At 59.8% G+C, this 11,924-nt stretch carries 9 protein-coding genes; all 9 read right to left on the bottom strand.

Features of this window, described 5'->3' with window-relative positions; all coding sequences use genetic code 11:
- Window positions 1-13 precede the first annotated feature (13 nt).
- Window positions 14-484 carry a formaldehyde-activating enzyme gene (gene fae, locus BGIM_RS59515; RefSeq protein WP_020476151.1) on the bottom strand — a complete coding sequence of 157 codons (471 nt, stop codon included), beginning with the start codon at window positions 482-484 and terminating at the stop codon, window positions 14-16.
- Window positions 485-654: 170 nt separating this feature from the next.
- Window positions 655-1,599, bottom strand: coding sequence for a methylenetetrahydrofolate reductase (locus BGIM_RS0145110; protein ID WP_040892275.1), 945 nt, complete (start codon window positions 1,597-1,599; stop codon window positions 655-657).
- Window positions 1,600-1,796: 197 nt separating this feature from the next.
- Window positions 1,797-1,931: a hypothetical protein gene (locus BGIM_RS67990; RefSeq protein ID WP_261340004.1), complete on the bottom strand. Its 135-nt coding sequence runs from the start codon at window positions 1,929-1,931 to the stop codon at window positions 1,797-1,799.
- A gap of 364 nt (window positions 1,932-2,295) precedes the next feature.
- Window positions 2,296-3,963: a type I-G CRISPR-associated protein Csb2 gene (csb2, locus tag BGIM_RS0145095; protein ID WP_020476148.1), complete on the bottom strand. Its 1,668-nt coding sequence runs from the start codon at window positions 3,961-3,963 to the stop codon at window positions 2,296-2,298.
- A gap of 6 nt (window positions 3,964-3,969) precedes the next feature.
- Complete coding sequence (gene cas7g / locus BGIM_RS0145090) at window positions 3,970-5,004, bottom strand: type I-G CRISPR-associated RAMP protein Csb1/Cas7g (protein WP_020476147.1); 1,035 nt, start codon at window positions 5,002-5,004, stop codon at window positions 3,970-3,972.
- 25 nt (window positions 5,005-5,029) lie between these two features.
- Entirely contained in the window at window positions 5,030-7,348 is a 2,319-nt protein-coding gene (gene cas8g1 / locus BGIM_RS0145085; RefSeq protein WP_020476146.1) for a type I-G CRISPR-associated protein Cas8g1/Csx17, read from the bottom strand.
- Window positions 7,341-9,974 (bottom strand): CRISPR-associated helicase/endonuclease Cas3, encoded by a 2,634-nt coding sequence (locus BGIM_RS56065; protein WP_063607972.1) that lies wholly within the window; start codon window positions 9,972-9,974, stop codon window positions 7,341-7,343. Before BGIM_RS56065 ends, cas8g1 begins: the two co-directional genes overlap by 8 nt.
- A 531-nt stretch (window positions 9,975-10,505) precedes the next feature.
- A complete protein-coding gene (locus tag BGIM_RS0145070) occupies window positions 10,506-10,973 on the bottom strand; it encodes a hypothetical protein (protein ID WP_020476143.1) in 468 nt (155 codons plus the stop codon).
- Window positions 10,974-11,090: 117 nt separating this feature from the next.
- Window positions 11,091-11,582, bottom strand: a complete 492-nt coding sequence (locus BGIM_RS0145065) for a hypothetical protein (protein WP_020476142.1) — start codon at window positions 11,580-11,582, stop codon at window positions 11,091-11,093.
- Window positions 11,583-11,924: the final 342 nt, after the last annotated feature.

Below are 11,924 nucleotides of genomic sequence, written 5' to 3'. Positions count from 1 at the left end.
GCACTGGACTTCCTCACTGACCCAAGATCAACCTCTGAGTAGCCCTGGGGATTGTCCCCTCTTCGATTGCATCGGCGACCCCTTTTGCCATGGCTTGCTGGACTGGTCCGAACAGTTGGACCGTTTGATTGGCGGATTTGATGGTCACTGTCGGCACCAACACGGTTGGCGGCTTCAAGGCGGTGTTGGGACCCAACAGGGTCAATTCAGCCGGATGTCCCGCCTTCTGATTTGCGATAGCGTTTGCAAAGGCGTCACCGACGGGCCCTTGTATGTCACCGATTAGGAAAACGACATTTGCGATCTCATCGCCATCACCGACGATTGCCTGGCCCACTTTCATGTGGATTGGGGCCGGCTTCCCCTCGGATGGCGGCTGTTTACCGGTTCCACATCCGATTACGCACAACAGCAGGATTGCTTTTGTGAAAAAGCATGCCAATTTTCGATTGTGATCCAAAGCCTGTTTGGGTTTGAAAGACATCAGAATCCCCGAAGATTGACGATGTGCCAGCCACAGACCGAATGCCCAAACTCAGCGGCCGGGACGCGGCGGCTGAAACCAATGTTACCACGACTGAGGTCCCCGGTCAGCTACAACGTTTTGTTCGGCTGCTGAAACCTCATGATAAACGCAACGACGCGAACTGCTTCTCAGGTTTCATCGGCTGATGCCCCCATTCGTCGGCGCAGCCGTTTGAATAGTTCCACGGACGCTTCAATCTCGCTCTTGCGAATCGAGACGCTTTCGACGTTCACGCCAACCGGAATTCCCCTCTCATGAGCGTAGTCCCAGATCTCGACGAAGATCCGCTCGCACAGATCCAGCGACACGGCGAGCGGGTTCTCGGCGAAGCGCAACTCATTCTCCAGCCATCGCGGAAAGGCAATGCCGAGCCATTTCATGAAAGACAGTGTCTTCGCCGAACCGCAAGGTGAGAACGTGAGAATGATCGGCATGGCCGCGCCGCCTTTCTCTCGAACGGCGAGGGCATAGTCGGACAACATCGATTTCGTGGATGTGACGTCATACACCGCCTGCGTAATAAAGAAGCGGCAACCCCTCTCCGTCTTCGCCAGAATTCGCTCGTGCTCGTCGCCGCTTTTGCCATGACGTTCCGCGATCGAAATGCCACCGAGGAGAAGCCGGGGCGCGTGCTGGCGCGCCAGGGCATATGCGTCCGCCAAGGAAATGCTTGCTTCCGCACGTTGGCTGGGCGCGCCCACGAGCACAGCCAGAGGCGATTCTCTCGCGTCCTGGTCTTTGAGCCACTGGACGAAGGTTTCAGGAGTGTCTCGGTTGACACACCGATACACGATTTTCGGCGCGGCCAGACGTTCGAGATGCTCATGAGCGTAAGTCGCCGGATCGAGCGTTGGCATGAAAGGGAACGGCCGAGGCTCCGAAATACGTGCCGCCTCGTCCTGAATGTCATAAACAACAAGGCCGTCGATACGCATCGATTGAAGCCTCGCGACTTGTTGCGCCACGATGCTTTTTAGCTCTTCCGGTGGCGTCGCCCTCTTGGGCGGGGCAAGACCATAAAGAGAAATACCAGATGATCGCGCCGTCAGTTTTCCTGCCAGAGAGTTGTCCATTGTGTTTCGTCATGATTAAAACCGCGCCGCCGAACACCCCGGTTCACCTGCGGCGGCTGGTGAGACTTTGAACCCTGATTTTACCGGATGCCGCCGCAGTCACGCGCGGCGCCTCGTTCGGCCGCCTTGCGGCGAGCTTAACCCGCCGCCGGACCTGCGGCAAGGGGCCGCCCCTCCGCGGGCGACTTGGACGGCCGCTAGAAGCCGACGCGGACCTCGGCGCCCAGCGTCTCGAACTCTTCGCCCAACCGCTTGCACTCGTGCCAGTCTCGGTACTTCAGGAGCCGCAGTTCTTCGCCGTCCACAAGCGCCCTGGCCTCCGTCAGCGACACGCGGAGTAACTCCCGGACCCGGAGGATGACTTGGCACCGTCGCGGGTGAAACGGAACATCCCCCGTTGCGGAAGTTGGGCCGGGTAGGTTTCGGCCGCCCGGATTCTTGTGACAAAAGCCGGTTTGCCAGACAACTGGATCGTGTTTGTCGGCAACGGCAATTACCCCGAAGCCCCAAAAAAGTCTGCTTTCACCCCAAAACTCCACGAATTTCGACAAGGCTAAAATTGCCTGACAACACAATCAAGGATCAAGAGACGATGGCTTCAGCAAGCGCGCATCATTCCTTCATTGTGTTATCAGCCTTCAAGGTCGGCGATGACATTCCCAACCTTGAACGATCCTCTGCGAATTTGTGCCGGCTTCAAATTTCGGCCTGACCATGCGGCAATTGGCTGGCCGGTTTCTCCGGGCGGAAGGCCCCCATCCCAAAGTGGGAGGCATAACCCAAACTGATCGGGCCGGGAACCTCTTTTTTGGAGAAGGTCAGCCGGAATGTCCCGAACGGGCGGCTCCAGCCATCGTCCCCCGGCCGATTGCGGGCACGACGGAATTGAAGGCTGCGATATTTCCACTCCAATCCCTTGAGCGGATCGGGGACAAACTCAATCTCCGGCTTCGGCAAATGCGCGAGATAATCCCGCTGGTCCCAGTCTTCGCTGAAAATTTGCTTCATGAATTCCGGCAGTGCTTCCGGCGAGACGAACCGCCGGTCGTCTCGCTTTCTTCCTCGTTCCTTCAAGTGGCGGAAGGCGATGTAGGGAGTCGCGGACACCCACACTGTGCCGGACTCCATTAAGTCCGGCCTCTCCTTCTCCAAGCCAATCAACATCAGGCGATGGGTTGTCTGACGCCGCCAAGGTTGGGGGCTGTCGTCGTCCGCTTCGCCCTCCTTGCCGAACGAGAGGGAGCGCAGTTTGTCCAACGCCGAAACATCGTCGCGGGTGAAGCCTCCCTTGGCGTAGATCGTGACGTGATCGATCCGGCCGTCCCTGTCGATGTCCTCGGGCAGAAAGAAGGCATGGTCATGAGATTTGACCATGACGCCGTCGGCATCCTTCCCGTGGAAAGTGGGGGAATACAGCCGGGAATCATTGATGGCGAATTTGACGCCACGATGGCGGTTCTCAATGATGCGGCGATATTCCTGGCCGACATGCCAGCGAATGGCCTCCGCGAACGGCAGCGTCTCCGTGACCAGCGGAAGCGGCCGGCGCCCTTCGGCCACGTCAATGACGAACCGGGCGGCCACATATGTGGTTTTCGCCGGGCTTTCTTCCCGCAGGCTGGTCCGGACGGACGGCCGGATGGCGAAGCAGTCGGCCGGCCGGTGGTAAGTCACCCACTTTGATCCGGGCGGGTCGCTCCAGCGCTCCGTGTGGAGGTCGGCCGTCTCGGCCAGCAGGTTCCACGGCGGGTCGGGGCGAATGATCTTGGGACTGACGAACGCCCAGCCATTCCAGCCCGCCGGGTCCGCCGTCAGCACGCGCACCGATTCTTGCCCCGCCGTCCGCCCGGCCGGGGCCTCGCGCCCGGCCGGGAAACAATTGAGCCGGCCCGGCTCCGCCTCCGGGGCGTACCCGTCCAGCAACCGGGCATCGCACCAAGACTCGGCCCGCCCGAAGTTTCCCAACTGAGACAACAGCAGGGCAAGCATTTCGCCGCCGTCTGCCAAATTGGCGTCCGGCCAGTGAAGCACCACCTCCGACGCACGGGAAAGCGAAATGAAGGCGTCGAAGACCTTCGTCCGCTTGCTTTCATCCGTCGAGTTCAACGGCATGTAATGCCGGGTGTGGCCCAACGACGCCCGCGGCAGATGGAACGACGGCAACGAGTTCGCCAACTCTGCCAAGACCCTCTCCACTACATCGGCGGTCAGATGCGGCAACTTGCGTTTCCAAACAGCCACCAAGGCCCGCAACAGCCGCCACGGCGACGGCGGCCACTCGGGCAACGCCTCATTGACATGGTGACCCCACGGCGTCGCATGGAACCGCCCGCCGGGAAATTTCAACCCAATTGAAACGGGCATGGCGGGTCACTCCGTGTCTTCGGTCGTTTTGTTCTTGTAAATCACTGTCGTCACCGGGCCGTCGGCAAACAGCTTTGCTTTCTTGCATTCGGCGAGCGAGCTCTTAAGCAATCCGGCCAATTCTTTTTCGTCCGGCAAAGAATACTCCGAAGGTTTTTTGGCGATCAGTTCATCTTTCACTTCCAAGTCGCAGGCGGTTCGCAGCCGAAGACCTGTGCTCAAGAATCGCCGGATTTTGAACAGGGCCAGTGCGATGAGAAATGTTTCGGCGGCAGCTCCCAATCCGTAGCCTCGCAATTGGGAGAGGTCGAGGTTGAAATAGGCGACAAGTTCTTTCGCCGTAAATTCTGAACGGTGGAACGGCACGTTGCCAAACCCGGCTGATGCGTCCATGCCGGCCGCTTCGTCTTTGCCCGGATTCACATGATCGTTTTTGACGCCGCCACTGGCGGCCGTTTGCACGTCAGACGCTTCGATGAATCCCGAGAGAATCCGGGACATGCGAAGCCGGCCGCCAGCCAAGTCGGGCTTCGCCAAGAAAAGCCCGTGCAACACGGCGTTTGTGTCAAACTTGAAAACCAGTTTGGCCAGGAGGGCAATGTCCACCGGCCCCTTCTCCATGCCGGTGAGTTCTTTCTTCAGCATCTCGCGGAAGGAAGTGTCTTTGCCTTCGAGGATATACGGCGAATTCAATCGGTGAGCTTCGAGGATCGAGTTGGTGATCGGAGTGTTACTGGGCGAATTCACCTGGACGTAAGGCATCCCCGAAAGTTCGGGAACGAGAGCCCCTTTGAGACGATCCCAACAAACCGTTTCGAGCCGGTTTGCCACCGATTGCGGCGACTCGACGAGAAGCATTTCGACGTGTGCGTCATCGTGGGAAGCGTTGTCGCCGGAATCTTTTTCACGGAAAGCCTTATACTGGGCGGGACCGAGATCGGCGAAGCCGGTTGGTTGGAATCGCTGCCCCTGAAGCGGTCTGAGCGTTGCTTGCATGAGCAGGCGGGGAGCATCCTTGAGTTTGTCGAACACATCAGCCACAGGCGAGTCTCCTTAAAAAGAGGTTTCATAGGACCGGTTGGCGAAGCACCAAATCAGCCAATTGATTCACACAACAATCCGGGATTGGAATCGACAGAGCCGCGAGCAGACGTTCCGGCGACGTGCCGCTGATCGTCCAATCAACGGCGCGCCGACGACCATCCGCCAGCAATTCACCCACGACACTGAAGTGAGATCCGGAGACGCGGAGACGACGTGCGGCAACCTCACAGGCTCCTTGCACATCTCCCGCACGCAGTTTGGCGAGGATCGTCGGCTCGGGTTTGACAATCACCCCGGCCGACACATCTCTCCGCCAAGGACTGTTGATTCGCAGAATCGATTCGTCCTTGCCCTTCGTCCACTCAAGCCGGCCTTGCAAGAAGCACAATTTGAGCAGGGCGTATGACCGGGGCAACTCGGCGTCTTCCTCATTATTCGGCTGGGGCCGTTTGGCTTCATCCGCATTGTCAGACGGCTGGGGCCGTTTGGCGCGGTCAACGAGCGACAAACCCCAGATCAGTTCTTCGAGCTTGTCTTCATCAACATCGTCGGCCAGAAAAGCTTCGATGTCCTTGAGGGTGGCCGGATAGGGGCTTCCAAGCGGCAACATCGCTTCGCCGTTCTTCTCAGCATCCATCAATCGGCGAACAAGCATGGCACCAAGATTGCGAACCACGCCGCCTTGGTTCCAAACGACATGCCCGCCCCCCTCGCCCCACACCCACCATTTGCCGTTTTGCTCCACCGGTTCGAGGTATCGGCGAACCGGGCCGGTGCCTTCGTCTCCGGGATTGAGAGAGGCGATGCCACGGGCAAGCCGGAATTCGGGCGAGCCGTCGTCAGCCGCCGAAAGCCAATCGCCATCCAGTCCCGCCAAGGGACGATGAGTGCGGCGGTTGTCGGGGCTCGCATTTCCGAGGGCTAGTTGCCGCTCGGCATTGCCCAAGGCCGCCAGAATGCTGGCAAGCCGTTCCTTGCCGCCGTATTTGCAGAAGTCGAAAACCGCCGATTCGATGCGGCGCAGGGCGGTGGGAAACCGCGATGGCGGGTCAACTTTGGCGCCTTGGTCTTTCGTCCGGCAAGCATAACGAAACGCATCGAGCCATTTGTCGAGAGACTCCAACAAGCCGACGTCCGGTTGCGGCCGGACAGCAAACTGGCCGGCCGACACGGCGGTGTTGTAATTGTCGCCGCCGACTCGTCCCCGCACGATCGCGTACCGGGCAAATGACGAGATCCCGGCGTCCACTCCCAGCCCGGCAATCGCCCGCGCGAAGTCCAATCCTGTTCGCGCCGGTCTTCGCCCGACTTCACATCGTCCTGTTTCGAGCAAATATTCCAACTCCCGGAATGATAATTGACCATCCCAAAGAGGCAGCCATATTTCATTCTGGCCTTGTTCTTTGTCCACTCCGCTGCCAAAGCCCGTTGCCGTCATCCGCACGGCAAATGGGAACGAGGCCGACGTGTTTTGGCTGACCTGCTGACGCTTCACGACAGCGCCGGCCAGACAGACGCAGCCCTCCAACGCCAGGACAAAGTTCCACGGATTGAGCAACGAATCCCGTTCAAGGCCCATTCCGGCGTTTGGCCCGCCGACGGCGCCGGAATCAAACAGCGAGGCCGTCCGCTTCTGCCGGAGAGATCGCGAGGCCGTGCCGAACAGGACGCTTGCGACATCCGGCGGGTCGGCGATGCGGGATCGCTGCCCGTCGAATTCCGGGAGGCATTCCCAAAGATTCTGCATGAAGTTATCTGAAAAATGCGTGTTGCCGTCGCTTCCGCCGCCGCTGCCGAGAAGAGAATTGAAAACAAACGCCTCGTCGGTGAGTTGCGCGGCCGCATCGATCCAGCCGAGGAAACTATCCGGCAAAACAGATCGCAGACGGGCGAGAAAACTCGCTTTTACCTTCTTCTTCGCCGCCCCTTCGATATGTGATTTTTGCGTGATGCCCATCGCACGCATGGCGGCCAGTGTTTCCAAAATCGTGACACGATAGTTCGCCAGCCTCGGCGACTTGGTGGCCAAAACAGCTTCAATGACCGCGGAAGACGTGGGGACTTTAGGGAATGTTTCAATTGGCCGGTCGGTTCGGACGCCGAAAAAATCTCCGCCACTCCACGGAACGACAATCGGCGTCGGCTCGTATTGTTCCCGAAAAAACTTGGCCAACGCTTCGCCATCCAGTTTCGTTTGCAAGACAAACACGCCGTCACGCCAGAATCCCCGCGCGTCGGGGTCGGCCTGTTCGCTCTCGCTGACCAGTCGCAGCACGCCGAGGGCTTTCAGGTAGCCCATCAAGGGTTCGGGCGTGCAGCCTTCCAGAATCAGTTCATTCATTTGGCACCGCCTTCTGCGCCTTTTTTTCGGCTTCTTCGTCGGCCTTTTTGCTGGCCCGAATGTCGGCGGCCCGGACGAGGGCTTCCAGATAGGCCAGTCGCAGCGGGCCGAATTCTGTGTTGTCCCGCAGGCCGAGCATGCGCTCGGCCCAACTGGGGCGCCCGTCGATCATGCCGAGTTTCATGGGCGTCAAATCAAGCGTCGTCGACGGGGCCATTACCTTGCCACCGAGTTGGACAGACGGCAATATGTCGTCTTGCCATACGCCTCGGGCAAACAACAGTCCGTCGGGGACTTTTTCGCCCGGCATGGAGCGGATCGACAGCCGCACTTTTCCGTGGTGGGCGGCGATCAGATACACCGCCAGATTTTGCAAGGTCGGCGACAGGCTCGCCCACTCTGCCGGGGCCTGCCCCTCGGCCAGCAACCTCAACACGCCCAAGGCCGAGGCCAGTTCGTGCCGAAAGTGCGGCTTTTTGTATTTGTCCCAAAAACCCTTCGGTGCCTTGGCCAAATCGCGGCCTTCCGGGCGTTGTTTTCCGTTCGCTTCCTTTTTGATCGCATCTTGGAAGATGCAGTGCGCCTTGCCCCAGTCGTGCCACCGGGCGGCTAATGCGAGCAGGTCGCACAAGGCATCCCCGATTACTGCCTTGCGCAGGGAGTCGTCGATCACTGCCTTACGCAGAGAATCCTTGATCGCCTTTTCGGAGAACATCAGATTGAGTTCTTCCAGCACTTCGTCAGTGTGTTCGGCAATCGAACGCCAAGTGGAAATTGAGACAATGTCCGTGTCATAGCTCGGTTCTTGTGTCGTCTTCGGCTCGGGCTCTTTGTCCGGGTCATGATTCCAAAGGTCGGCGGGCCACTTCTCGCCGGGCTTCCAACCCAACTTGGGATCGTATCCCCCGATGGCGGTCGTCAGCCAGTACACTTGTCCGGGGTAAACCGTCCCGGCTTCGGCTTTCACCCATTTCGACGCCAGCGCGTCCCAGTGATGAGCGACATGATCGGCATCGGCCAGAAACGCCTTGAATTCGCCGATCTTCACGGTGCAAAGTTCGTCCCGAACAGGGGCGATTCGGCGCCCTTCCGCGATCTTGAGTTCTTCCAGCGGCGGTGTTCCGGCCCGCCAGAACACTTGCACGTCAATCTCGTCGCCGTCGCGAATGAACCGGGACACGTCGATGTCGTTCCCGGCCAGATCCGGGGTGGTGTCGAACAAGTCGACAAAGTCTTTGCGCCGGATGACGTGCGGCGGGTCGAACGGAAAAAGTTCGTCGCGTGCCTCGTCGTCCAGCGAGTCGAAGAAATCGGACAGCGATTTCAACCCGGCGTCGGAGCCGGGGAGCATCGTGATCCGCGACCGGGCCGCGATCAGTTCGTCCTTGTCATACGGGGCGGCTTTCTTGTCGTCGGTCGTGGGGACGTCCGTCCAGAAAATCTGGGCCGGATTGACTTTCTTCAAGAACTCGCCCCGGCGGTTGCACCGGCCAAACCGTTGCACCAGACTCGGCCATGGGGCCAGTTCTGTGATCAATGTCCGGGCAGAAATGTCCACTCCCGCTTCAACCACCTGCGTGGACACCACAATCCGGCCCGGCGTGTTGATTAGCTCGTCCGCATTTTGCGTCAGCCAATCCTTCCAAGTTTCCCGCTCTTTCGGCCGAAAGCGGGAGTGGATCAACTGGAGATCGGGGGCCGGGGGCACGCTGCCCGGCAGGGGGGCTTTCTTGCCATGTTTGCCCGCCGATTTGAATACTTCTTGAATCGCCTCAAACAGGCCACGACATCGATCCACAGTGTTGACAATCACCAGCGTGAGAGAGCCGCGGATATGTTTTTGAACGACGAATTTCGCCAGATCTTTCGTCTCACTCGCCGTCAGGTTCTCGCCGTTTAACGCGGCTTGTTCGATGGGTTTCCACGCTTCCCAGCGTTCCTTGAGTCCATCGGCTTGGTAATCCTCGACCGGGTTTAGTTTGAGGACGTCGAGTTTCAGTTCCGGCTCGATGTTCTTCCGGTAATCGACCGTGGCGAGCCAGTCGGGCAGCAGCGTGGCGGACATCCAAATCGTTTGCGCCTTGCCGTAGGTTCCCAAGGTTTCGCGGAACGCCTGAAGCTGGGAGGAGGTCGCCAGGCCGACGCCCATCAGTTGGATTTCATCGAAAATCCAGAGGCAATCGCTGTTCACCAAGCCGAAGTGCATGGGCCAGCGAAACCGGCTCATCCCGTAGCCGCGATTCAAGGCACGGGAGAGAAGCATGTCTTGCGTGCCGATCAGGATGGCCGGCTTTTCCGGCTCCAAATCCCACTCCTCGGCCGACTCGCCCCCCATCAGGACATGCACGGGGACATCCAGCTTAAGAGCCTTAATCCAATCCTTGGCCACCCGGACAGTTTGCTCGACCAACACCCGCATCGGCAGGCAATACACCAGCCGCCGGGGAGTCGGTTTGCCGCTGAAATATCGCCAAAGCCAGCCGATGATGGCTGTCGCCGTCTTGCCCGCCCCCGTGGGGGCATGGACCAGATGCGGCAACTCTTTGCCGGTGGCGAATTTAATCTGATAAGGAAATGGCGATTGTTGGGTGGCATCCCCAAAGAAAGCTACAAATTCTTGGCTCATGGGCGGGCCTTCTGCGAGTGAAGAAAGGGGATTGTGATCGGGCGGCCGGGCATTTGCAATCTCAGAAGAAAAAAACATTTCGTGAATTTTTTGGCCCGCTGTCCCAATTCGCATGCGTGGCCGACGATTGCTTTCCGTCACAATCGTCACGCTTCTCAAAGACGATGCGAGTCCTTTGTCGGGGCAATCAACCGTTCGGAAAGTGTTCCCGAAGGCGGGGAAGAGTTCGACGGAAAATCTCCGGAAATATCAAAAACAATCCGATCAGTGACATTCCAATTCGTCAGGCGGGAGCAGCTGGGGTCGTCAAGCAGCCGGGCCAGCCACTCCCGAAAAATCCTGATCGCGGACTCGTCCTCTTTCCATTCATCGACGGACCGGACGCCGGCCGGGACATTGTGGCCGAAAATCGGCCGCCGGCATGACAGGACTTGTGCCAGCAAACGATCCGTAATCGTGTGGTTAGGAAACGTGCAACGCCTGGCTCGGCGTGCCTTTGCCACCGGGGGGCCGCCGGATTCTTCGAGTGGGTCAGCCGCCCATCCGCGGGGCCTCGATCTCGATCATCGCCACCACATCCTCGGTGGCCTGCGACCCGAGCCGGTTGAGCATCCCGTTGAGCGCCACCACTTCGCAACTGCATGCCCCGATGACCAGCATGTCGGCCGGGTCGAGCCGGTCCAGCCGCCACTGGACGGCCTGACAGAACTGGCACTCGGCCAATGAGACGGCCTGTTCGTTCCCGCTTCCGTCGATGACAACGTAGTGGTCGGCCAGCTTGGGCAGTGACCCTGTCGCCGCAAGGAACCGGCGGCCGGCGAGGATCGGGAACAAGTTGACAAACCGTCCGGCCACCCCCGCCGGGACACCCGCTTGCCTCATCGCCTCGACCTGACCGTGGTAGTCCATCCCCGAATTGGCGGCGAGTTCGGCGCCGAGGTCAAGCCATCGGCAAAGCGTGGCGACATCGTCGTCTTCGGCGGTGCGTTCTGGCTCCATGATTTCACTCCTCAACGCGAGCGAGGCCGGCCGCCTCCGCCGCCGAACAATAAGTCGCCTGCCCGGCCGCGCAAACAATGCGCTGCAACAACAAGCAGGAAAGCCGTGCGAAACAAATCACGCGGCCGGGTCCGGTGCGGCGCCTGGTTCGGCCGCCGAGGGAAAGAACTCGCGGCCGTTATCAGGATGCGGGACGCTGATTCGGAATCCGCCGACTCGCTTCAGGAGGCTCACGGCTTCGGCCACCGTGTCGGTCGCGACCGCCCTGGCGCTCGCCCGTAGAAACGCCAACGCTGTCGCGGGGCAATCGGACGAACCGTCATAAGTCGCTCGCATCTCTTGCGCGAGGGGCGTCGTCGGTCTCCAAGCCGCGACTTCTTCCGTGAACTCGCCGTACCGCCAGTCCATTGTCATTCGAGGGTCTGCCAGACTGGCATCCTGGGCAAGCTCTTCGGCTGTCAAGATCCCCAGACTCAGGAGGCCATGCCACGGGAGACAAATCACCGTGAGCAAGGATACCTCGCTCCCCTGAAGTTGTGGAGCGAATTCTCGCACCGAAGCGGCGATGGCGTCGGCCAGCCGGGTGGTCCAGTCATCGGGCACGTCCATCCGCCACGCCTCCTCCGTTGAATGACCCAGTTCAGGGGCCGGAGCCGAAACGGCTGACACCAATGTTACGATGGCAGAGGCCTCCGGTCACCTGCAACGTTTTGTTCGGCGTTGCACATTAGCTGACCCTATGCGGTGACCGGCTCGCCGACCGCCAGCATCTGTCTGATGATGGCGCGGTCCGTCGGTCCCGTGTGCAAAGCGATCGGCGGCGGGGTCGACCCAAACGTCATCCCCCTCCCGCCGGCACGTTAAGAGTCCGGTGCCCCTGCTCCACTGAATCGTAGGCAGAGCTTGGCGTTCGTCTGAGTGAAGACATCGCCCACGGCGGTCCAGTCCGCG

The organism is Zavarzinella formosa DSM 19928 (genome assembly GCF_000255705.1).
Classification (GTDB): Bacteria; Planctomycetota; Planctomycetia; order Gemmatales; family Gemmataceae; genus Zavarzinella; species Zavarzinella formosa.
Note: the sequence above shows the minus strand (reverse complement) of the source record. Positions and strands in the feature narration are given on the sequence as shown.

Coding starts and splice junctions, on each gene's coding strand:
- BGIM_RS0145070 (WP_020476143.1), bottom strand. CDS start 10,973: ATGGAGCCAGAACGCACCGCCGAAGACGACGATGTCGCCACGCTTTGC.
- BGIM_RS0145110 (WP_040892275.1), bottom strand. CDS start 1,599: ATGGACAACTCTCTGGCAGGAAAACTGACGGCGCGATCATCTGGTATT.
- cas8g1 (WP_020476146.1), bottom strand. CDS start 7,348: ATGAATGAACTGATTCTGGAAGGCTGCACGCCCGAACCCTTGATGGGC.
- fae (WP_020476151.1), bottom strand. CDS start 484: ATGTCTTTCAAACCCAAACAGGCTTTGGATCACAATCGAAAATTGGCA.
- BGIM_RS56065 (WP_063607972.1), bottom strand. CDS start 9,974: ATGAGCCAAGAATTTGTAGCTTTCTTTGGGGATGCCACCCAACAATCG.
- csb2 (WP_020476148.1), bottom strand. CDS start 3,963: ATGCCCGTTTCAATTGGGTTGAAATTTCCCGGCGGGCGGTTCCATGCG.
- BGIM_RS0145065 (WP_020476142.1), bottom strand. CDS start 11,582: ATGGACGTGCCCGATGACTGGACCACCCGGCTGGCCGACGCCATCGCC.